This is a genomic window from Alcaligenes sp. HNGD-HTN06, from assembly GCF_049932565.1.
Lineage (GTDB): Bacteria > Pseudomonadota > Gammaproteobacteria > Burkholderiales > Burkholderiaceae_B > Alcaligenes > Alcaligenes ammonioxydans.
Map to the genome: position 1 here is coordinate 1654330 of NZ_CP187782.1, position 20027 is coordinate 1674356.

Sequence of the window (20027 nt, forward strand, 5' to 3'; positions counted from 1 at the left end):
GGGCGGGGGATTTCCATCAGTCGGGCCCTTTGGCAATGAAAGGACCCGACTGGTGCGCCATGATCGCATTTTCAATAGTTTGTTGAAATATGGCGAGCAGCCCCTCTTCGAGCCCTAGTGTGTGCATGGGATTGCCTCCCTGTACCCAACCCCGCTGCAGGCCTTCCACGCCTTCGGCTCTGGCGAAATCCTTTCCATCGAATACGACATCACTCGTATAACTGAAGCATTTTTCCAATGCCTTGATACCCGCTTCTCCATGAAATTGGGTTAGTCGATACAGCATTTCATGTGTCCAGATTGTTCGATTCGGTGCCTCAGGACAGAACAGATTAATGGCCACGTAATCTGGGCGCATAATAAAAAAGCGTGCGAGAAAAGAGAGTAGTAAAGCGATGCAAAATCCAGAATACGTCGCTGGTCCGCCTGCACAGGCACTGTTTTCTGAAAGTTGCTTCGCGCCGTATTATCTGTCCCTTTATACCGGGCTATCGCTGTTCGCCGAGTCCTAGTATGAAGCCAAGCTTTTTGGGGGAGTCAGTTCAAGGGGTTTAAGTGGCCGGAACCACGGTTCCCTGTGCCAGCGCGCATAGTTTTTGGGACTCGCCATCAATGGCGTAAACCTCGCATTGGCAAACGGCCAAGCGCTTTCCTGTGCTACGTGCTTGCGCCTGGGCGACCAAACGAGTGCCAATCGCTGGCCGGATGTAATTGATTTTAAATTCTACGGTTAACGCGTTTCCGCCCAGTGCAAGCCCCCCAGCAAAAGTGATGGCATTGTCCGCCAGGTAACTGATCGCGCCACCATGAACAAATCCATGTTGCTGTTTGTGATGATCCTGAACAGCGAGTGCCAGTTCGGCGCTGTCGTGAGAGCATGTCACCAGCTCCGCGCCGATGAATTGGCTAAAGGGTTGTGATTGAAATATTTTTAACGCAAATGCTTTTATATCGTCCATTGATAAGCACCTTTGCCGAAAATACGGCGTTAGGTTTTTCGCAGTGTTTTTGAGAGAAGTTTTTATTTATTATGTTAGAAAGATGATAAACCGAGATATTCAGTCGAAAACCGTAATTTTTTTTCTTGAAACTGTATAACGATTTTATGCCAATTTTTCAAAATTCATTTATCTCTCATTATGAACGACGCCCTATATTATTTAAACTAAATAATATGGGGCGATAATATGGCATCTATTGGACCTCGTCGCGCTATTCAGGCGGGACCGTTGCTTAAAGCACTGTGCCCTGGAATGAGCCAGGGCGGTTTTTCTGCATACATCTCTTCGATAAACGCATGCATCTGGGCGATATACCAGGAGTTGTCGTTTTTTCTGTGGCTGAAAATAATGGGCGAGGTCACTTTCTCGTCGTCAATCAGCCGGTAAACCAGATCGCTGCGTATCTGAGCGGCCGAGGGAATCAGACACAAACCCACGCCCCCGGCAACCAGTCCCATTGCGGTTTGCAGCTCCTTCACCTCATGTACTTCAGTGGGGAAAATAGCATTGTCATGCAGGATATTGAGCACGTGATCGGCAAAGCTGGGGCGCGGCGATTTGGGATAAACGATGAAGGCGTGATCGGCAATGACCTGTAAAGACACGGGGCCCCGATCCCTGGCCAGTTCAATGGTGGGCGGGATGGCCAGAACCAGACGTTCTTCACGCAAAACGGTACGACATACGGCGCTGTCGTGAATGCGCACGCGGCCAAAAGCCACATCAATGCGCCCGGCACGCAAGGCGGCTATCTGCTGGCTGGAGGTGAGCTCCAGAAAGTGAAAACGAATGTCGGGGTAGGCGTGACGGAACTTCTGGATCAGGATAGGCAAGCCGCCGTACAAGGTGGAGGCCACAAAGCCAATCGACAGTTGCGGGCGTTGGTTCAGCCCGACTTCGGTGGTTGCGGTCTTCATGGCTTCCACCCGATTGAGCAGTTGGAGCGACTGCTCGTAGAAGATTCGGCCGGCCTCGGTCAGTTGTAAGGGTCGGCTTTCTCGTGAGAGCAGCAGAACATTAAGCTCATGTTCCAGTAACTGGATTTGCCGGCTCAGTGCGGGCTGAGCGATGTGCAGTTGTTCGGCAGCGCGCGTGAAATTGCGTGCTTTGGCGACCGCAACAAAGTAGCGGATTTGTTTCAAGTCCATATGCTTTGCCTGTGGCCCAGATCCAAAAAACCCGATTCAATATATCACCTATCTCGACCATCCAAGCTTCAAGCTTATGCTCCTATACGTCTAGGGTTAACGATAGGTTTTGGTGTTGGTGATATATAGGCTATTGATTTTAATAATAAAAAAACAAACTATCGAATTTTGATATAGAGCGGAAACGATATGGTATTGGAAGCCTGAGTCCACCCGGACTGTAATGAAAGTCATGCAGAACAGCCCTTGGTGTCAATTTAGCGGGCTGAGCGTCAGCCGCCCGACAGCGTTCCAGTCGGGTGTGAAACAGGCTCGGTGCAGATTCACTTGCACGCTGTCATGAGCCTGCCGGATTTCGATCCGGCGCGATTTCTCTTTTTATCACGCGTGCTTGCTATGTCCCTCGGGGCATGGGCAGGGACGGCTGCAACTCTCATAAAGGCCACATCATGTCAGTCCTTATGGATAAAACCAAAGATATCAGACACTTGCTGGATACTGCCCTGGAAGAAAACAAAGAATCCGGCGTGTACCGCTGTCGTCGTGACATCTTCACGAACCCTGATTTGTTCGAGCTGGAGATGAAACATATTTTTGAAGGTAATTGGGTCTATCTGGCCCATGAAAGTCAGTTGCCCGAGGTCAATGACTACTTCACGACTTATATCGGACGCCAACCTGTGTTTCTGACACGCGGCAAAGATGGCGGACTGAATGCGTTCATCAATGCCTGCGCGCATCGTGGGGCCATGCTGTGCCGTCGCAAGCACGGCAACAAGGGCAGTTTTACCTGTCCTTTTCATGGCTGGACTTTCAATAACAGCGGCAAGCTGCTCAAGGTGAAAGATGAGAAAAGCACCCAGTATCCCGAGCAGTTCAATAGCAATGGCTCCCATGACCTGACGCGGGTGGCGCGTTTTGAGAACTATCGCGGTTTTCTGTTCGGCAGCCTGAATCCCGATGTGGTGTCTCTGGATGACTATCTGGGTGAAACCAAAGTCATTATCGACCAGATCGTGGACCAGGCCCCGGAGGGGCTGGAAGTGCTGCGCGGCAACTCTTCCTACATGTACGACGGCAACTGGAAGCTGCAGATGGAAAACGGCGCTGACGGCTATCACGTGAGCAGCGTGCACTGGAACTACGCAGCCACGATGGGTCGTCGTAAAGAGGGTGGGACGCAAGCGGTGGATGCGAATGGCTGGAGCAAAAGCCTGGGCGGTGTGTATGGCTTTGATTACGGCCATATTCTGCTGTGGACCAAGACCATGAATCCAACCGTGCGTCCGGTCTATGAGCATCGCGAGGAACTGAAACAGCGTTTGGGCGAGAAACGAGCCGAACTCATCGTCAACCAGACACGTAATCTGTGTTTATACCCGAACGTATACCTGATGGACCAGTTCTCCACTCAGATTCGGGTAACGCGCCCGATCAGCGTGGACAAGACAGAGGTCACGATCTATTGCTTTGCTCCCAAAGGCGAGAGTGCCGAGCAGCGTGCGATCCGTATCCGTCAATACGAGGACTTTTTTAACGTGTCGGGCATGGGAACGGCGGACGATCTGGAAGAGTTCCGCGCCTGTCAGGAGGGCTATGCCGGTTTGGCAGCCCCCTGGAATGATTTGAGCCGAGGCGCTCCCTTGTGGGTGGAAGGGCCGGATGATAATGCCACCGCCATGGGCATGAAGCCCTTGATCAGCGGCGGGCGTAGTGAGGATGAAGGCTTATTTGTCTGCCAGCACGAGTACTGGGCCAAGACCATGAGCCAGGCGTTGCAAGCAGAAAACGGGGAGGTCTAAGCCATGAACGCAAGCTATCACTCTATTTGCACTTTCCTGTATCGCGAAGCCCGCTTGCTGGATGATCGCCAGTGGGATGAATGGCTGGAATGCTATAGCCCCAACGCCCAGTACTGGATGCCTTGCTGGGATGATGATGATCAATTGATCGAAGACCCGCATAGCGAGATTTCCTTGATCTTTTATCCCAACCGCAACGGTCTGGAAGATCGGGTGTTCCGCATCAAGACCGAGCGTTCTGGCGCCTCCACGCCCGAGCCACGTACTGCTCACATGCTGAGCAATATTGAGATTCTGGCCGAGCGCGACGGGCAGGTGGACGTTCGCTATAACTTTTTAACGCTGAACCATCGCTATCGCGTGACAGATCAGTTCTTTGGCACGATTTACCTGACCTTGTCGCCTCAGGAGCAGGGCTGGGTGATCGAGCAAAAGAAGGTAGTGCTCAAGAATGACTACATCCGTCAAGTGATTGATGTGTATCACATTTAAAGCGGGGAACGTCGTGAATAGCTATCGTATTGCGCTGAATTTTGAGGACGGCGTCACCCGTTTTGTGGACTGTGGTGAACACGAAAAAATACTGGATGCCGCGTATCGCCATCAGATCAATCTGCCTATGGATTGTTCGGACGGAGTGTGTGGCACTTGTAAATGTCAGGCCGAAAGTGGTCAGTATGATCAGGGCGACGACTATATCGAAGATGCCCTGACGCAGGAAGAAGCGGACAAAGGTTTGGTGCTGACTTGCCAGATGATTCCCAAATCAGACTGCGTGATTACCGTGCCGATTTCATCGGGTGTGTGCAAGACCGCCGTGGCCAAGTGGCAGGGGCAGGTATCGGAATGCCGTCAGTATGAGGACGCGGCTTACGAGCTGAAGATTGATGCGGCCGACAAAGCCTTGCCTTTCCTGCCTGGGCAGTACGTGAATATCACGGTGCCCGGCGGGCAGGCGCATCGCTCCTATTCCTTCAGCTCTGCGCCGGGCGAGTCGCGTTTGAGCTTCTTGATCAAGCAGGTTCCGGGTGGCCTGATGAGTTCCTGGCTGGCTGCACAGCCGCTAGGACAGCAGGTAGAAATGACTGGTCCTTTAGGCAGTTTTTATCTGCGGCAGGTAACGCGCCCTTTGCTGTTTCTGGCCGGCGGAACGGGCCTGGCGCCGTTTTTATCCATGCTTGAAGCATTGGTCCGGCAAGGCTGTACGCAGCCTGTGCATCTGGTCTATGGCGTCACCCGTGATCAGGATCTGGTGATGCTGGCAGAGCTGGAGTCCTATACCCAGCGATTGCCGGGATTCAGTTACACCACCTGCGTGGTGGACCCGAAATCCCGCCACGAGCGCAAAGGCTACGTTACCCAGCATTTGGATTTGGCGCATTGGCATGAGGGGCAGGTGGATGTTTACCTGTGCGGGCCGCCGCCCATGGTGGACGCAGTCAGCCAGTTCATTGATGCGCAAGCCCATGCTCCCGCGAATTTTTACTACGAAAAATTCATTACCAGCCAAGCAATGTAGGCAGGCAGCGCCTCCTTTGCGGGGCGTCTTGTGCTGCTTGACCCTTACAAGGAAAAATCATGACTGCGCCTGCGCGTTTTTATCAAAAAGTGGCCATTGTGACGGGTGCGGCCCAAGGTATTGGCCGTCGCGTTGCCGAGCGCCTGCAGGCCGAAGGGGCCTGGGTGCTGGCAGTCGATCGTTCGGAGCTGGTGCGGGAACTGGCCTGCGAGTCGGTCTTGACGCTGGAAGCGGATCTGGAAAGCGTTGAAGGTGCTCAGGCCGCGGCCCGGGCGGCGCTGGATAAGTGGGGGCGTATTGATATTTTGATCAATAACGTCGGAGGAACGATCTGGACGCGTCCTTATGAGCATTACACACCCGGGCAGATTGAGGCCGAGATCCGTCGCTCCCTGTTTCCAACGCTGTGGTCCTGTCATGCCGTTTTACCCAGCATGCAAGCGCAAGGTAGCGGGGCCATTGTGAATGTGTCCTCGATTGCCACCCGCAGCATCAACCGCGTGCCTTATGCCGCAGCCAAAGGCGGGGTCAATGCCTTGACCGCCTCATTGGCTTTTGAGAATGCCCAGCGCGGCATTCGGGTCAATGCCGTCTCGCCCGGTGGGACCGAGGCACCGCCACGGCGCATTCCCCGCAATACCCAGAATCACGAAGATCCTCAAGAAGCGATCTGGTATCAGCAGATTGTGGATCAGACCGTAGCGAGCAGTTTGATGAAGCGTTACGGCAGCCTGGATGAGCAGGCTGCCAGCATTTTGTTTTTGGCCTCGGACGAGGCTTCGTACATTACCGGCACTGTCTTGCCAGTAGGAGGTGGCGACCAGGGCTGATCAAGCGATGCGTGCGGCTTGTAGAGCGAATGGCATCAAGACAGAAACTCCATATTGGGGGAGACAAATCATGAAAACAATAGAAGTGAATGAAGTCATTGAGCAGGCCCGTTTTGGATCTTATCACTGGCTGGTGATGAGTCTGTGTGCGTTGCTGCTGGTGTTTGATGGCTATGACCTGTTCATTTATGGCGTGGTCTTGCCGGTGCTGATGGACGAGTGGAATCTGACTCCGGTACAGGCTGGTGCCTTGGGCAGCTACGCCTTGTTTGGCATGATGTTCGGCGCGTTTGTGTTCGGGCCCCTGGCTGATCGGATTGGCCGCAAAAAGGGGGTCACCCTTTGCTTTACCTTGTTCAGTCTGGCCACATTTTTCAATGGTTTTGCATCCTCACCGACCGAGTTTGGTGTGTATCGCTTTCTGGCTGGCTTGGGCTGCGGGGGCTTAATGCCCAATGCCGTGGCCTTGATGAATGAGTATTCGCCCAAGCGGTCGCGCAGCACCTTGGTGGCGATCATGTTCAGTGGCTATTCATTGGGTGGCCTTTTGTCGGCGGCGATCGGCATCTATATGCTGCCGCGCTTTGGCTGGCAGTCCATGTTTTTCTGTGCGGCCATACCGTTGTTGCTGCTGCCTTTGATTGTCTGGAAACTGCCCGAGTCGCTGGCGTTTCTGATGCGCCAGGGGCAAGAAGACAAGGCACGGGCGATTGTGCAGAAACTGGCGCCGGAAATGGAGGTGTCAAAGCAGACAGTGTTGACCTTGAATGAGCCGAAAAAAGCGGGCGTGCCCATGCTGGATCTGCTCAAAGATGGGCGTTTGCTGGGCACCTTGATGATCTGGCTAGCGTTTTTCTGCTGTTTGCTGATGGTTTATGCACTGGGTTCCTGGTTGCCTAAACTGATGGCCAATGCCGGTTACAGCCTGGGCTCCAGCCTGTCTTTCTTGGTGGCGCTGAATCTGGGGGGGATGTTCGGTGCCATTTTGGGCGGCTGGCTGGGAGATCGGTTCAGCTTGCCCAAGGTGGTGGCATGGTTCTTTCTGGTGTCAGCGGTCTCTATTACGCTGCTGGGTTTCAAAAGCCCGACTTTGCTCCTGTATTTGCTGATCGTGATCGCCGGGGCGACGACGATAGGCACGCAAATTCTGCTGTATGCGAATGCGGCGCAATTCTACCCGCTGTCCATGCGTTCCACGGGTCTGGGCTGGGCGTCGGGAGTGGGGCGTCTGGGTGCGATTGCAGGACCTTTTCTGGGGGGGACTCTGATGGCAGCCAACTTGCCCTTGCAAATGAATTTTATGGCTTTTGCGGTACCGGGCGTTCTTGCCATGCTGGCCTTTCTCGTGTTTTTGGCCTCGTTGCGCAGTAGTTCGCGGCTAGCCATGAATGCCGTAGCAGGTTAGTTCTGAGGGTTTGCCAGGCCGTTCCTAAAACGGCCTTCCTGGTCGCTATCGGCTGGCAGCCTGTTGGATTGGGGGAGCTTCGTTATACTTACTTGTGCTAACAGGTCCTCTTTCAAGGGGGCGCCGGTATCAGGTTTGAACCCGTCTTTGTCAGTCCACCAATGCCAGCACTTCTGAATGAAGTGCTGGCATTGTCTATGGAGTCCGTACCATCATGAATGCCAGTAGTGTCTTGCTGTTTCTGCCCGCCTGCTTTGCCTTGAACATGGCTTTTGGGCCCAATAATCTCTTGTCCATGACCGTGGGCGCCAAGCAGGGGGTGTCTACGGCCCTGGTCGCGGCTATGGGACGCCTGCTTGCTTTCGCGATCATGATTGTGGTGGCAGCGCTGGGGATGGGAAGCTTGCTGATGGTCTCTGAAACGGCGTTTACCGTCGTCAAGTTTGCCGGCGCGGCCTACCTCATCTGGCTGGGCATCAAGATTTTGCGTGCCAATGGCAGGGCATCCACAGAGCAGCTAGAGCTGGGCAAAACGGATATCCGGGGGCTGGCACGTCAGGAGTTTTTGGTGGCGATTGGCAACCCTAAGGCAATCCTGATCTTTACGGCCTTTTTTCCACAGTTTGTGGACATGAATAATTACTGGACCAGTTTTATGATTCAGGGCGTGATTTTCTTGTTGCTGGAGGTGATTGCGATCGCCGCCTACGCGTATGTGGGTACGCGGCTGTCCGGGGTGCTGCAGCATGCGCAGGGGCTGCGTTGGGTGAATCGTATCAGTGGCAGCATGATGATTGGCTTTGGTTTGATCCTTGCCATGGCCAGACGTTCATAACATCTGCATTGAGCTTGGCCAAGAAAGCGCTCGCACGAGCGCTTTTTTTTCCTTTTTACATCCTTATCCCTACGCTCCTGTTTTTTTGACTGTTTTTGGTTTGCAGAGAAAATATGTAAACAAACAGACTGACAGGGCAACGCGCGGCCCCTGTTTTTTCCTGGATGTGCATTGATGCAGGGAAAACACTAGGTAGTATGAAAGACGCTTGCGATTTGGTTTCTTTTTGATAGGATGAAAACTCGTTCTACGCTTTCACTATTAACCAAGCAGCAGGAGGTGAGGATGAACGATATACCGATGAACTGGCCCGGTGATTTTCCGAATAAACACGATTCACTATAAACACTCATTAAAAACGGAGTCTTTTGCCCGCCAGGCCGCCTTTGGGCGGCTTTTTTTATGCATGCTGTTATTTTGCATAAAAATCACTTTATCTGCTGTGGCTATTTTCGAGTTGCTTTCTGGGCTTCTATGGATCGCGCTTTAATGCGTTTTATTTCAAGCAATGGTTGGGTCTCTGTATTTATCAGTAATCACCGTTGCAGTGTCTGAGTGGAAACAGCGGCCTCAGCTCATCCCCTCGGTCATCGACGAACCGGTGCCTGTCACCTGTGCCAGTAGCAAAGGCATTAAACAGCTCAGGCATCTCTGTGCGGCCATTAACTTGTAAGATAGCGCCTGAGGGAATGGACCAAGGCGTTTGGCCCTGGTTTGTTAAGCGTGGATGTGGGCAAAGGGTGTAATGAATAATTCAAATCGGGCCTATATGAGCGATCTGCTTAGTGTCGCTTCCTGGATGACCGGCCTGGGAGCGGCTTTTGTGGGGTTTGTTTACTTGCTGTCCTTTCCCTGGGATTGGGTCGTACCGGCCGCGATTGGTCTGGAAGTGGTCTTGCTGGTCATCGCCATAAGAATGGAGTTTTCAGCCAGACAAGTGAGCGGAGCCGCGGGCTGGGCAACATTTGGATTCGTGTTCGGACACATCTGGATATTTGCGGCGGCACTGGTTCTGCGAGGCATCGTGTTGCTGGGGCAATGGGCGTTGGCTTGAGTCAGGCCGTCCCACCCTTGGGTTGCTCGCCCGCATGTTCCTACAAGGCAGTCATCAATTCAGCCTGGCGGTCAGGTCGGCGAGGAAGGCAAACATCGGCCCCGGTCTAGCCTACGTTCGCGATGGGCGCGTTGGTAAACCAGCGCCCAAGGCAGGCTGCCAATACCCGTTGCGGTTTCCCTGATATCTGTCATCAGACTCGTGGTGACAAAAACTTTTTTACCGGGATTGAAGTGGGGCTAGAACGGGTCTACGATCAGCGTACCCCCATGTCGCTGATGCCCTGCATCAAGATGTCCGGCAGAACAGCGGCCAATACGATCGGCACACTGGCGGTCATCTCGCAGTCCTCCACCGTCGCGAGTAACAGGCCTTAATCCACAATGTAGAGTTTGGCGCCTGTCTGGGTGGAGGAACGATGCGGCTCGGCATTATCAGCCACATGGTAGGACTGCCCCGCCCTTAACGTGAAGCGGCGCCCGTCTTGCAGCTCGGTGTCCAATTCGCCCTCCAGACACAGCAGCATATGGCCTTTGACACACCAGTGATCGGCCAGGTAACCGGGGCTGTATTCCACCATGCGTACACGAATGGGGCCAAACTGCTGGGTACGCCACATCGCCATGCCGGTTTCGCCTTTGTGCTCTGTAGGGTTAATGTCGGACCAGTTGACGGTGCAAAAAGGTAAGTTCTGAATATCCATGTGTGTGGCTCCTTAAAGAGGAATGAGGTTCATGCTAGGCCTGTTCGAAAGGTTTGATTTGCTGCCTTACGAATTTTGCCTGATACGGACGATTTCAATTTAGAAATTTGCTGATGTCACAAGTGCAGGGAGGCGAGGAATACTCGCGCTTAACAAGGGCACGACACGCTTTTGACGATTTTCAGCAGCCTGGGGCAGAAAAACTATCAGCTGGCGGGTAAAGCAGGCGAGCGTTGCGTCTTGGTTTATACCAATCGCAGCGCCACGCCTTATGAAATCATCACCAGGGTAGATGGTCTGGATGTTTTGTCGGGCAAGCCGGGCAGCCGCAGCTCTAAGGCTGATCTCTAGCAGGCTGGGACCGTCTTGCGGATCGAGCGCCTTCCGTCCCTTCGTCAACAGAGCCGTCAGTGTTCGATGAGGGGACGCAGGACAATCGCGTAAATGTCAGAGCTCATAGCGGGAAAGTACGCGCTTGGAGCCCCGAAACGACTCTGTTAATGTGGGCCAGGATTTGTCACTTTGCAAGGACAAGCCATGCCGCCAGAGTTGATCCACCCCGAGCATTTTGTTCACGTTCGCATCATTATCGGTATGGTGCTGGGGATCAGCATTTCCCGTCTGATTGTGGGCGTCTCCGAGTTCATTCAGCATCCCAAAGCCAAACGCATCTACCCCATTCATATGGGGTGGGTGCTGTACCTGTTTCTGACGATTATCCATTTTTGGTGGTATGAGTTCAGCCTGGTCAAAGTGCAAGTCTGGTCCTTTCCGCTGTATTTTTTCCTGATTCTGTATACCTGCGTGTTTGCCATCATGGCCTCCTTGCTCTTTCCTTCCAGCCTGCAGGAGTATCGGGGCTTTGAGGATTACTTCCAGACTCGGCGGCGTTCGTTCTACGGTATTTTTGTACTCATCCAGATCATGGATTTGATCGACACCGCCATCAAGGGAGAAGCCTATTTTCTCAGTCTGGGACTGGAGTATCCCTTGCAGCAAACGGTATTTATTGTCATGGGGTTGATCGCGATGGTCGTGCCCAGCCAACGTTACCAGGCCGCTTTAGTTGTGTTGACGCTGCTTTATAAAGGGCTGTGGATTTTCCGCTTGTACGACATTTTGAACTGATGCCGCTCAGTGGCGTCGACCCGCTTCCTGTGTGTCCAAGGCAGAATTTTTTTCCGCGTCCACCTGTTTTACGCGTGCTGGCCTGTTTGTCGGGTTTGATAACGTGGCTGGATGCCGTCAACGGAAAGGGCCGCGCAATGACATTCTTTCGCTGAGCTGTCATTGAGGCTGGGCTAGAATTGCTTTTTCAGCTTTGTTCTTGGAGAGGGTGACGACATGAGTGGCTCCTTTACCTTTGTAGTGATGTTGGCGTTTTTGGCGGTGGTCGTGGTGATGGCCGGAGTCAAAGTAGTGCCTCAGGGGCAGCAATGGACGGTGGAACGCTTTGGTCGCTATACCCGTACGCTGACGCCGGGCCTGTCTTTATTGGTTCCGTTTATGGACCGTGTCGGCAGAAAACTCAAAATGATGGAATCCGTGCTGGATGTGCCGTCGCAAAACGTGATTTCTCGCGATAACGTGGCCGTTACCGCCGATGGTGTGGTGTTTTATCGCATCGACAATGCGGCTCAGGCTGCCTATGAAATTGATCACCTGGAAATGGCGATTGTGAATCTGACCACCACCAACCTGCGTTCGGTTCTGGGTTCGATGGAACTGGATCACATGCTGTCCAATCGCGAAGTGATCAACGATCGCCTGCTGGCAGCGGTGGATGCAGCGACGACACCTTGGGGCGTGAAAGTGACACGTGTTGAGATCCGTGACTTGAACATGGCGCCGGAATTGCAGGAAGCCATGAATTTGCAAATGACGGCGGAACGTCATCGCCGTGCGGTAGTGACCAAGGCCAGCGGGCAGAAAGAAGCCGAGGTCCTGCAGGCTGAAGGGGAAAAGCAGGCTGCTGTGCTGCGTGCCGAGGGTGAAAAGCAGTCGGCAATTCTACGGGCCGAGGCGCGTGAGCGTGAAGCCGAGGCGGAAGCGCGTGCCACCCGCGAGGTATCGGAGGCAATCAAAAGTGGGGACGTACAGGCTTTGCAGTACTTTGTGGGCCTGAAGTATGTGGAAGCGTTGCGGGACGTAGGCAATGGCCCCAATAGCAAGCTGGTATTGATGCCGTTGGAGGCCAGTGGCATTACCGGTGCCGTAGCCGGCGTCGCAGAGCTGTTAAAGTCCACCGCTGGTCACTCGGGCCAGGGTTAAACGCAGGGCGGAAGGAGGTGATCGTGTCGTTTATTTTCGATTCCTTTTGGATATGGTTGGTATCAGGCCTTGTCCTGATTGCCGCCGAGGTTGTCATCTCCGGCGTCTATCTGCTTTGGCTGGGGTTGGGGGCTCTGACCGTGGGCTTGTTTTCAGCCGCCTGGCCCCATGCTCCCGTGTGGTTGCAATGGGTGATTTTGGCGCTTGCGATGATTGGCTGGGTGGTCGTGGGCGTACGGTGGCAACGGCGCAGCCGGGCGAATCAACCCGACATGCTCAACACTGGCTTGAGTGCCTATGTCGGGGCGCGTGCGCAGGTGAGCGAAGGTTTTGTGAATGGCCGAGGTCGTATTCGGCTTAACGATAGTTATTACAGTGCTACCGCAAGCCAGAGTCTGGAGCAGGGTGCTGTCGTAGTGGTCTTGGCGGTGGAAGGCGCTGAAATGCGTGTTCAGGCTGTTGAGCAGCATAAATAGGTACATGTAGAACCATGATGAATAATCGCTATGGAAAGTTGGCTTCCTTGGTGTATCACCTGGACAAGCCGGTAGGACGTTCTTTTGGAGATGTTGAGTATTATCTGGAGCGCTTGCGCGGTGTAAGCGGACCTGTTCTGGAGCCGGCAGTCGGTACGGGGCGCATGCTCATCCCCTTGTTACAGGCCGGGCTCGATGTCAGTGGCTTTGATATCTCTCAGGAAATGCTGGATTACTGCCAGCGAGAGCTGGAGCTTCGCTCCTTGACGGCGCGACTGGAGTTGGCGGGGTTTACGGATTACCGCGTCGATCGTCCTGTGGAGGCGATTGTGGTGCCGGCCGGCTCTTTTCAACTGCTGGACTCCTTTGAGCAGGGTTTGCTGGCCTTGCGCCGTTTTCATGCCAGTTTGAAGGTGGGTGGACGTTTATTGCTGGATCTGGACACGGTGGCTGCTATTGTCAATGTGCAGCCCGGTTTGCGGACTTGGTCGGCCCCGCCACACGGCTTGATTACCCTCAATGCGACCCCCTTGGAAAAGGATTATTGCGCGCAGCTTACGCGGGAAATGCATCGCTATGAGCTCTGGGAACATGGTGTTTTGCTGGAAACCCAGCTGGAGCAGTTTTCGCTGCGCTGGTGGGGGGTACAGGAGATGCGGATGGCGCTGGAGCAGGTCGGCTTTACCGAGATAAGCGTATCAGGTGGCTACCAGTATGGAAAAATGCCGCAGGACACTGACGGAATCATCTCGTTTGAAGCATACAAGCGCCAGGACTGAAATGCCGCTGTGCATGGCGGGGGCGATTTGTACTATCGTCCGTCGCGTGCAGGCAGGCCTGCGGGCAGAAGGGCTATTCTGGATTCAAGCCTTGTTTCTGCTTTTGATCTTCACGTTTGGTACGTCTGCATACAGTCAGCGCCTGATTCAAGATGAGCACGGCTGGGTTTATGTGAATCATCGCGGTGAAGCGCTGTTGCGACCCTTTATTTACGATAATGGCCCGGATTATTTCAAAGAAGGTTTGGCGCGTTTTGTGCTTGACGGGAAGATGGGCTTTCACGACGAGGCCCTAAGGATCTGGGTCCCCGCCCGCTATGATTTTGCCTTTCCTTTTGTGAATGGCAAGGCTCAGGTTGGTATGGATTGTCACCGGGTGTCGGACGGAGAGCATCGTTCGGTGTACTGCCAGCATTGGGACAGCATTGTCCACCCCGTGCCAGGCTCAACCTTTGCGTCCGACCATTAGACGTTGCGCAGTACACTGCACGGCAGAACTTATCCGGAGAACATGATGAAAAGATGGGGAATCCTGGGACTGGTCAGCGTCTTGTCCGCCTGTGCAAATCAGCCAGCCAACCCGCCTGCCCTCGGTATGGCCAATCCCGCTTCGGCCTATTGTGTGGAAAAAGGAGGGCGCCTCGATATAGTGCAGACGGCGGCAGGGCAAGTGGGTATGTGTACCTTGCCTGATGGCAGCGTGATTGAAGAATGGGAATTGATGCGCCGTGACCATCCATCGCCGCAATCGTAATGTTTGATATTAAAAAGCCAGCAAATTGCTGGCTTTTATGTTTTTGATATCAAATGTGTGGCCTGACTTGGGGGCAAGCCTGTTTGTAGTGATGCGCCGCGTTCCAGCCGTGCTTCATCGCTTGAATTGCCCGGTTGTCGTAAATGGCCGTGGATCAGCGCTCAATACGAACTTCAAAATACGCTTCTGATTCACCCAAATCACGAAAACCATCGCTCATGGCGCGCGTGGCGGCAGCGATCCATTTCTTGGCCAAGGCAATATCTTCTCCAGACAATTCGGTCTCTGCGGTTTCTTCCGCCAGTTGCCAGGCACGGTAGGCCTGGACCACGGCCTCTGGGCCTTGCATGACTTTTTCTAAGCTGCGGCGAAATCGCTCCTCAGCCTCGCGGCGGCCGCGTTCAGTGATATCGGAAGGAGCGTCGTGCAAAGTGATGGTATAGGACATGATGCTTCTTTTTTGCTGTATGGATGAACAGTAATTTAGCACGACTTTTTATCTTGGGCTAGATTTTTATGCGTCAGTCTACGCCATGAAAGCAAGCTGGTTTTATGGCTCTGGGCATGGCCGGTTGGGGTGGCGCCAGCAGCGGACTGAAAGCGCAGATCTGATTTTCTATCCTGGACCAAGAGAGGCCGCGGCTGGGTATACTGCTCCAGGCAGATTGGCGCTTTCTTATTCATGGCCGAGGTATACGGTGCAGCTTGTAGCAATTGGCAGTATTACCCTTGATATTGTGGTTTCAGGTATGCCGGCCGAGCTGGCGCGTGGTGACAAGCAGGAGGTGGGATCAATTGATCTGTATCCTGGCGGAGGCGCACTCAATGCGACAGCGAGTTTTATGGGCCAAGGCGAGACGGTCAGACTCGTGGGAGCGTTGGGCCGGGACGGCCTGGGTGCTCGTTTGCATGAGCATCTTGAACAATTAGGGGTGGCAGTCGGCAGTATCCAGTTCTGTCCCGATCAGCCAACCGGTAAAGCGATCGTTCTGGTCGAGCCGTCTGGTAGTGCGTCAGTATTGGCCCGTCGTGGGGCGAATGCCTATTTGCGTGTGCAGGCGCAAGATCTGCTGGCCGATCTGGTTTATGTAGCCCCCTTGGCGCTGCAACCGATGGAAAGCCTGGCACAGGCTTTGTCTGGAAAAAGTGCCAATTCAAGTTGTTTGGTAGTCAACCCCAGTGTGGCCTGCTTACAGCATCAGGGTCAGGGGTTCAGGCAGGTTTATGCGCAGGCCGATGTGTTGGGCCTGAATGCCGTGGAGGCTCAAATGCTGGCCGGTGTTCAAGGCGCCGATATTCAACTGGACCTGTCGGTTCAGCACGCCTGTGCGCTGGCCAGCCGCCTGCAACATCATGCGCAACAAGCCTTGTTGATTACCTTGGGGGCACAGGGAGCTGTCTTGCTGTTCCAGGGGCAGCATTACGTACAGCCTGCTTGCAAGGTGACAGTGTGTTCTACCGTCGGAGCGGGCGATGCGTTTCTGTCCAGCTTTGCCTTGGCATGGAAACGTGGCGTAGGGCCGACTCGCGCCCTGACAGTGGCCAGTCAGGCCGCGGCAATGCGCTTGGAACAATGGGCCGCCAATGCGTTTCCTCCTCTGCTGGGAGAGGATGACAATGAAAGGCCTGTGCCCTAAATGGGATAACAGTTCATTTGATCGCGGGGAGGGGATATGGCAGCCATCGTCATTATTGTTAGCCTGTATCTGCTGGTAACGCTATTGTTGGGTGTGACACTGCGTTATACCCGCCCGAACAGCTGGAAGCGGGATACGGGTTTGTTGATGATCACGCCTTTGGCGGTGCCGCTAGCCTATGCTGTCTACTCTCTGCTGACTGGATGGGGGCCCTGATATTCCTCTGGTTTGAAAGCCTGTTGGCGTCCTTTAAGCAGGTATACGCCGTTTATGCCGCAGAAGTAAGTTGATGTTGCTTAATACAAGTCGTTGTGTCGTTCCTGTGCCGGAACTTGACAATCGTTGACTTCATGTTCGGAGCCTGGCCCGCTACCATAGTCCTAAGCTTGTTGTAAGTTGGACTTTGGGATGTACGCCATGATTAATGCCTCGAATCTGATCGATTATGTACCTATGGTATTAATGCTGGCCGGCTGCGGTATTTTAGGTTTCATTCTCCTGTCTTTCTGGCTGCATCGTACGTAAGCCAGGCCTGACGCTGTTGCGTCTTGTCATAACCTGTCTCTTTTCAGGCATGATTTCAGCGCCTTTTTTGACTGAAGGTGTTGCTTTTGCTGCACGCTTGGCTGTGCCCGCTTTTCGTGCTGGACAAGTGTAGTAAGCTATTTCCACGATCTGTTTCGCGACTGGCGCACTCCGATTTTCGATCCCGCGCGTCGTAGCGATTGCCTGGACAGTCCCCATCTCGGAGGACATCTCAGACATCGGCAACCTTCAGATCAAGGAGAAGGAAATCATGTTTTTCCGCTTAGTTTCTGCCTGTGCAGGGTCTTTGATGCTGTCGGCATGTGCCAACTCTCCCCAAACCGTGGCCAAGCCTGTTGCCCAGACGAATCTGGCATCCTCCTTTTGTCAGCGCATGGGTGGGCAAACCATTGTTCATGAAAGCGAGAGTGGCGCTTATGGAACCTGTTTGATGAAAGATGGGTCGGAGTCGGAGGAGTGGGCGTTTTACCGTAGCTGGTATCCCCGTATGGATTGAATTCTTTTCCGAATGTGGTTTTTGTAGCGATACCGCATCGCGACGGCGGGGAAGGTGATAAACTTATCCAATCAAATGTGTTATTTGGGAAGCAGAATCTTATGAACTCAACGCGAACTACCCGTCGGCAAGTCTAGCCGTGGCCGCGTAGCGTTTCGTTTGCTTTTCAAGAACGTTCAATTCAAAAGCGCGGCTTTTTCAAGGCCGCGTTTTTTATTTCAGGAAGTGTTATGGTCCGAATCACACTGCCCGATGGCTCCCAGCGAGAGTTTGAGGGCCCGGTTTCCGTCAGCGAAGTGGCGAACTCGATTGGTACTGGCCTGGGCCGCGCGGCCCTGGCGGGTCGTGTCAGCACGCCAGGCACCGAGTCGCGGCTGGTGGATACCTCGTATGTGATTGACCAGGACAGCAATCTGGCCATCATTACCGCCAAGGACGCAGACGGCCTGGAGGTGATTCGTCACTCCACCGCCCACTTGTTGGCTTACGCGGTCAAGAGCTTGTTTCCAGACGCGCAGGTCACCATTGGCCCGGTGATCGACAATGGCTTTTACTACGACTTTTCCTACAAGCGTGCTTTCACGCCCGAGGACCTGGAAGCCATTGAAAAGAAAATGGCTGAACTGGCCAAGAAGGACGAAGTGGTCACCCGTGAGGAGTGGCTGCGTGACGATGCGGTCGAGTTCTTCAAAAGCATTGGTGAGGACTACAAGGCAGAAATCATTGCCTCCATCCCGTCCAACGAGCCCATCAGTCTGTATCGCGAGGGCGAGTTCATCGACTTGTGCCGTGGGCCGCACGTCCCATCGACGGGCAAGCTGAAAGTCTTCAAGCTGATGAAAGTCGCAGGGGCTTACTGGCGCGGTGACAGCAACAATGAAATGCTGCAGCGCATTTACGGTACGGCCTGGGCGAGCAAGGAAGACCAGCAAGCCTATCTGACCATGCTGGAGGAGGCCGAGCGCCGCGACCACCGCAAACTGGGGCGCGAACTGGACCTGTTCCACTTCCAGGAAGAAGCCCCCGGTCTGATTTTCTGGCACCCCAAAGGCTGGGTCATCTGGCAACAGGTCGAGCAATACATTCGTCGCGTGTATCAGGACAATGGTTATCAGGAAGTGAAAGCGCCGCAGATTCTGGATCTGTCGCTGTGGAAGAAAACAGGTCACTGGGATAACTATGCTGAAAATATGTTCACGACCGAGTCGGAGAATCGCGTTTATGGCCTAAAGCCCATGAACTGCCCCGGCCACGTGCAGATTTTCAATTCAGGTCTGCATTCCTACCGTGAGCTGCCTATTCGTTATGGCGAGTTCGGTCAGTGCCACCGTAATGAACCGTCGGGCGCCTTGCACGGCATGATGCGGGTGCGCGGATTTACACAAGACGACGGCCACATTTTCTGTACGGAAGACCAGTTGCAGGACGAATGCGCGGCGTTTACAGCTCAGTTGCAAGCGGTGTATGCAGACTTCGGCTTTACCGAGATTTTGTACAAGGTCGCTACTCGCCCTGAAAAGCGCATTGGTGATGATGCCGTCTGGGACAAGGCTGAGCAAGCCCTGATCGAGAGCTTGCGTCGTACCGGTTGCGAGTTCGAGATTTCGGAAGGCGAGGGGGCGTTTTACGGTCCGAAGATCGAGTACACCCTGAAAGACGCGATTGGCCGTCACTGGCAGTGCGGTACCATTCAGGTGGACTTCTCCATGCCGGCCCGTCTCGGGGCCGAGTATGTGGATGCTCAGGACCAGCGACGCGTGCCTGTTATGTTGCACCGTGCTATTTTGGGGTCGTTCGAGCGCTTTATTGGCATGTTGATTGAAAACCATGCCGGCGCCTTGCCTGCCTGGCTGGCGCCAGAGCACGTGGTGGTATGCTGCATTTCAGAAAGTTCGGCTGATTATGCCCAGTCCGTCGCCCAAAATCTGAAGAAAATGGGATTTCGTGCCTCCTCTGATTTGCGCGGTGAAAAAATCACTCGTAAAATCCGTGAGCACAGTATGCAAAAAGTGCCCTATATTCTGGTCGTGGGTGAAAAAGAGCGTGAGAACGGTGCCGTTGCCGTACGTGCACGCGGTGGCGTGGACTTGGGCGTCATGCCGGTAGCCGATTTTTCAGCACGATTGAAACAAGAGATCGATAGCCGTCAGTAAAACAGGAACGCTATCGTTTTTATCGACATTTTTAGGAGTTTTCGACATCGCAACCGAGAAAAAACATCGCATCAATGGTGAAATTCGTATTCCAGAGGTGCGACTCATTGGAGTCGAGGGTGAGCAGCTAGGTATCGTCAAGGTACCTGACGCCTTGGCTATGGCAGAACAGCACGATGTGGATCTGGTGGAAATCGCCCCTGCGGCTGTGCCACCGGTGTGCCGCTTGATGGATTACGGCAAGTTCCGCTATCAGGAGCAAAAACGCCAACAGGAAGCCAAGGCCAAGCAAAAAATCATTCAGATCAAGGAAGTCAAATTCCGTCCCGGAACGGATGAAGGCGACTACCAGGTCAAGCTGCGCAACGTGAAACGTTTTATTGACGATGGCGACAAGGTTAAGGTGACTTTGCGTTTCCGTGGTCGTGAGATGGCTCACCAGGAATTGGGGATGCGCGTGCTGGAGCGGATTCGCGACGAAGTTAGCGAAATCTGTCAGGTTGAAGCGATGCCCAAGCTGGAAGGCCGTCAAATGGTCATGGTTCTCGCGCCTCGCAAGAAAGCGTCCTGATCGTTTTGCGCGATACTGCCTGGGCCTGCCCAGGAGCATTATGCGTT

Annotated in this window: 24 protein-coding genes; 19 read left to right on the plus strand and 5 right to left on the minus strand. The window is 53.8% G+C overall.

The window, feature by feature from the left end; genetic code table 11:
* Positions 1–16 precede the first annotated feature (16 nt).
* The 3 genes from ACOZ42_RS07510 to ACOZ42_RS07520 all read right to left on the minus strand — a co-directional run bounded on the left by ACOZ42_RS07510 (position 17) and on the right by ACOZ42_RS07520 (position 2149).
* Complete coding sequence (locus ACOZ42_RS07510; RefSeq protein ID WP_153008881.1) at positions 17–358, minus strand: SRPBCC family protein; 342 nt, start codon at positions 356–358, stop codon at positions 17–19.
* A gap of 193 nt (positions 359–551) precedes the next feature.
* Positions 552–959, minus strand: a complete 408-nt coding sequence (locus tag ACOZ42_RS07515) for a PaaI family thioesterase (RefSeq protein WP_003800427.1) — start codon at positions 957–959, stop codon at positions 552–554.
* Positions 960–1216: 257 nt separating this feature from the next.
* The gene (locus tag ACOZ42_RS07520; RefSeq protein ID WP_426345772.1) at positions 1217–2149 is read right to left on the minus strand and encodes a LysR substrate-binding domain-containing protein; all 933 of its coding nucleotides are present in this window, start codon (positions 2147–2149) and stop codon (positions 1217–1219) included.
* 449 nt (positions 2150–2598) lie between these two features.
* On the opposite strand from ACOZ42_RS07520, the gene ACOZ42_RS07525 reads away from it, so the two are divergent.
* The 7 genes from ACOZ42_RS07525 to ACOZ42_RS07555 all read left to right on the plus strand — a co-directional run bounded on the left by ACOZ42_RS07525 (position 2599) and on the right by ACOZ42_RS07555 (position 9594).
* Positions 2599–3951, plus strand: a complete 1353-nt coding sequence (locus ACOZ42_RS07525; protein WP_003800424.1) for a Rieske 2Fe-2S domain-containing protein — start codon at positions 2599–2601, stop codon at positions 3949–3951.
* A 3-nt stretch (positions 3952–3954) separates the two neighbouring features.
* Positions 3955–4443 (plus strand): benzoate 1,2-dioxygenase small subunit, encoded by a 489-nt coding sequence (gene benB, locus ACOZ42_RS07530; protein ID WP_131071677.1) that lies wholly within the window; start codon positions 3955–3957, stop codon positions 4441–4443.
* A gap of 13 nt (positions 4444–4456) precedes the next feature.
* On the plus strand, positions 4457–5470 hold the full coding sequence (gene benC, locus ACOZ42_RS07535) for a benzoate 1,2-dioxygenase electron transfer component BenC (protein ID WP_426345773.1): 1014 nt from the start codon (positions 4457–4459) through the stop codon (positions 5468–5470).
* Between the two features lie 59 nt (positions 5471–5529).
* Positions 5530–6300 carry a 1,6-dihydroxycyclohexa-2,4-diene-1-carboxylate dehydrogenase gene (locus ACOZ42_RS07540; protein WP_003800416.1) on the plus strand — a complete coding sequence of 257 codons (771 nt, stop codon included), beginning with the start codon at positions 5530–5532 and terminating at the stop codon, positions 6298–6300.
* A gap of 70 nt (positions 6301–6370) precedes the next feature.
* Positions 6371–7705: an MFS transporter gene (locus ACOZ42_RS07545; protein ID WP_003800414.1), complete on the plus strand. Its 1335-nt coding sequence runs from the start codon at positions 6371–6373 to the stop codon at positions 7703–7705.
* A gap of 214 nt (positions 7706–7919) precedes the next feature.
* Positions 7920–8540, plus strand: a complete 621-nt coding sequence (locus ACOZ42_RS07550) for a LysE family translocator (protein WP_059317687.1) — start codon at positions 7920–7922, stop codon at positions 8538–8540.
* 745 nt (positions 8541–9285) lie between these two features.
* On the plus strand, positions 9286–9594 hold the full coding sequence (locus ACOZ42_RS07555) for a hypothetical protein (protein ID WP_131071681.1): 309 nt from the start codon (positions 9286–9288) through the stop codon (positions 9592–9594).
* A gap of 373 nt (positions 9595–9967) precedes the next feature.
* Here ACOZ42_RS07555 and ACOZ42_RS07560 read toward each other — a convergent pair whose 3' ends face one another.
* A complete protein-coding gene (locus ACOZ42_RS07560; protein ID WP_426345774.1) occupies positions 9968–10297 on the minus strand; it encodes a DHCW motif cupin fold protein in 330 nt (109 codons plus the stop codon).
* 171 nt (positions 10298–10468) lie between these two features.
* Here ACOZ42_RS07560 and ACOZ42_RS07565 point away from each other — a divergent pair, with 171 nt between their 5' ends.
* The 7 genes from ACOZ42_RS07565 (at position 10469) to ACOZ42_RS07595 (ending at position 14577) form a co-directional block, all read left to right on the plus strand.
* Complete coding sequence (locus ACOZ42_RS07565; RefSeq protein ID WP_219235981.1) at positions 10469–10648, plus strand: hypothetical protein; 180 nt, start codon at positions 10469–10471, stop codon at positions 10646–10648.
* Positions 10649–10834: 186 nt separating this feature from the next.
* Positions 10835–11425 (plus strand): hypothetical protein, encoded by a 591-nt coding sequence (locus ACOZ42_RS07570; protein WP_235587628.1) that lies wholly within the window; start codon positions 10835–10837, stop codon positions 11423–11425.
* Positions 11426–11641: 216 nt separating this feature from the next.
* Positions 11642–12568 (plus strand): SPFH domain-containing protein, encoded by a 927-nt coding sequence (locus tag ACOZ42_RS07575; protein WP_003800403.1) that lies wholly within the window; start codon positions 11642–11644, stop codon positions 12566–12568.
* A gap of 23 nt (positions 12569–12591) precedes the next feature.
* Positions 12592–13044 carry an NfeD family protein gene (locus ACOZ42_RS07580; RefSeq protein WP_059317683.1) on the plus strand — a complete coding sequence of 151 codons (453 nt, stop codon included), beginning with the start codon at positions 12592–12594 and terminating at the stop codon, positions 13042–13044.
* A gap of 14 nt (positions 13045–13058) precedes the next feature.
* A complete protein-coding gene (locus ACOZ42_RS07585; protein WP_426345775.1) occupies positions 13059–13823 on the plus strand; it encodes a class I SAM-dependent methyltransferase in 765 nt (254 codons plus the stop codon).
* Between the two features lies 1 nt (position 13824).
* Positions 13825–14292, plus strand: coding sequence for a WG repeat-containing protein (locus tag ACOZ42_RS07590; RefSeq protein WP_426345776.1), 468 nt, complete (start codon positions 13825–13827; stop codon positions 14290–14292).
* 42 nt (positions 14293–14334) lie between these two features.
* Positions 14335–14577: a putative hemolysin gene (locus ACOZ42_RS07595; protein WP_415302319.1), complete on the plus strand. Its 243-nt coding sequence runs from the start codon at positions 14335–14337 to the stop codon at positions 14575–14577.
* Positions 14578–14731: 154 nt separating this feature from the next.
* On the opposite strand, the gene ACOZ42_RS07600 is transcribed toward ACOZ42_RS07595, so the two are convergent.
* Complete coding sequence (locus ACOZ42_RS07600; RefSeq protein ID WP_003800394.1) at positions 14732–15025, minus strand: hypothetical protein; 294 nt, start codon at positions 15023–15025, stop codon at positions 14732–14734.
* A gap of 250 nt (positions 15026–15275) precedes the next feature.
* Between ACOZ42_RS07600 and ACOZ42_RS07605 the strand changes: the two genes are divergently transcribed.
* From ACOZ42_RS07605 to infC, 5 genes are all read left to right on the plus strand, one after another.
* Entirely contained in the window at positions 15276–16214 is a 939-nt protein-coding gene (locus tag ACOZ42_RS07605; protein ID WP_426345777.1) for a carbohydrate kinase family protein, read from the plus strand.
* A 36-nt stretch (positions 16215–16250) separates the two neighbouring features.
* The gene (locus ACOZ42_RS07610) at positions 16251–16430 is read left to right on the plus strand and encodes a hypothetical protein (RefSeq protein ID WP_240208731.1); all 180 of its coding nucleotides are present in this window, start codon (positions 16251–16253) and stop codon (positions 16428–16430) included.
* A 580-nt stretch (positions 16431–17010) separates the two neighbouring features.
* Entirely contained in the window at positions 17011–17256 is a 246-nt protein-coding gene (locus ACOZ42_RS07615) for a putative hemolysin (protein ID WP_003800390.1), read from the plus strand.
* A gap of 230 nt (positions 17257–17486) precedes the next feature.
* On the plus strand, positions 17487–19409 hold the full coding sequence (gene thrS / locus ACOZ42_RS07620; RefSeq protein ID WP_059317680.1) for a threonine--tRNA ligase: 1923 nt from the start codon (positions 17487–17489) through the stop codon (positions 19407–19409).
* Between the two features lie 46 nt (positions 19410–19455).
* Positions 19456–19980, plus strand: coding sequence for a translation initiation factor IF-3 (gene infC / locus ACOZ42_RS07625; RefSeq protein WP_080584954.1), 525 nt, complete (start codon positions 19456–19458; stop codon positions 19978–19980).
* The last annotated feature ends 47 nt before the right edge of the window (positions 19981–20027 follow it).

Coding starts and splice junctions, on each gene's coding strand:
- ACOZ42_RS07510 (WP_153008881.1), bottom strand. CDS start 358: ATGCGCCCAGATTACGTGGCCATTAATCTGTTCTGTCCTGAGGCACCG.
- ACOZ42_RS07515 (WP_003800427.1), bottom strand. CDS start 959: ATGGACGATATAAAAGCATTTGCGTTAAAAATATTTCAATCACAACCC.
- ACOZ42_RS07520 (WP_426345772.1), bottom strand. CDS start 2,149: ATGGACTTGAAACAAATCCGCTACTTTGTTGCGGTCGCCAAAGCACGC.
- ACOZ42_RS07525 (WP_003800424.1), top strand. CDS start 2,599: ATGTCAGTCCTTATGGATAAAACCAAAGATATCAGACACTTGCTGGAT.
- benB (WP_131071677.1), top strand. CDS start 3,955: ATGAACGCAAGCTATCACTCTATTTGCACTTTCCTGTATCGCGAAGCC.
- ACOZ42_RS07540 (WP_003800416.1), top strand. CDS start 5,530: ATGACTGCGCCTGCGCGTTTTTATCAAAAAGTGGCCATTGTGACGGGT.
- ACOZ42_RS07545 (WP_003800414.1), top strand. CDS start 6,371: ATGAAAACAATAGAAGTGAATGAAGTCATTGAGCAGGCCCGTTTTGGA.
- ACOZ42_RS07550 (WP_059317687.1), top strand. CDS start 7,920: ATGAATGCCAGTAGTGTCTTGCTGTTTCTGCCCGCCTGCTTTGCCTTG.
- ACOZ42_RS07555 (WP_131071681.1), top strand. CDS start 9,286: ATGAATAATTCAAATCGGGCCTATATGAGCGATCTGCTTAGTGTCGCT.
- ACOZ42_RS07560 (WP_426345774.1), bottom strand. CDS start 10,297: ATGGATATTCAGAACTTACCTTTTTGCACCGTCAACTGGTCCGACATT.
- ACOZ42_RS07570 (WP_235587628.1), top strand. CDS start 10,835: ATGCCGCCAGAGTTGATCCACCCCGAGCATTTTGTTCACGTTCGCATC.
- ACOZ42_RS07575 (WP_003800403.1), top strand. CDS start 11,642: ATGAGTGGCTCCTTTACCTTTGTAGTGATGTTGGCGTTTTTGGCGGTG.
- ACOZ42_RS07585 (WP_426345775.1), top strand. CDS start 13,059: ATGATGAATAATCGCTATGGAAAGTTGGCTTCCTTGGTGTATCACCTG.
- ACOZ42_RS07590 (WP_426345776.1), top strand. CDS start 13,825: ATGCCGCTGTGCATGGCGGGGGCGATTTGTACTATCGTCCGTCGCGTG.
- ACOZ42_RS07595 (WP_415302319.1), top strand. CDS start 14,335: ATGATGAAAAGATGGGGAATCCTGGGACTGGTCAGCGTCTTGTCCGCC.
- ACOZ42_RS07600 (WP_003800394.1), bottom strand. CDS start 15,025: ATGTCCTATACCATCACTTTGCACGACGCTCCTTCCGATATCACTGAA.
- ACOZ42_RS07610 (WP_240208731.1), top strand. CDS start 16,251: ATGGCAGCCATCGTCATTATTGTTAGCCTGTATCTGCTGGTAACGCTA.
- ACOZ42_RS07615 (WP_003800390.1), top strand. CDS start 17,011: ATGTTTTTCCGCTTAGTTTCTGCCTGTGCAGGGTCTTTGATGCTGTCG.
- thrS (WP_059317680.1), top strand. CDS start 17,487: ATGGTCCGAATCACACTGCCCGATGGCTCCCAGCGAGAGTTTGAGGGC.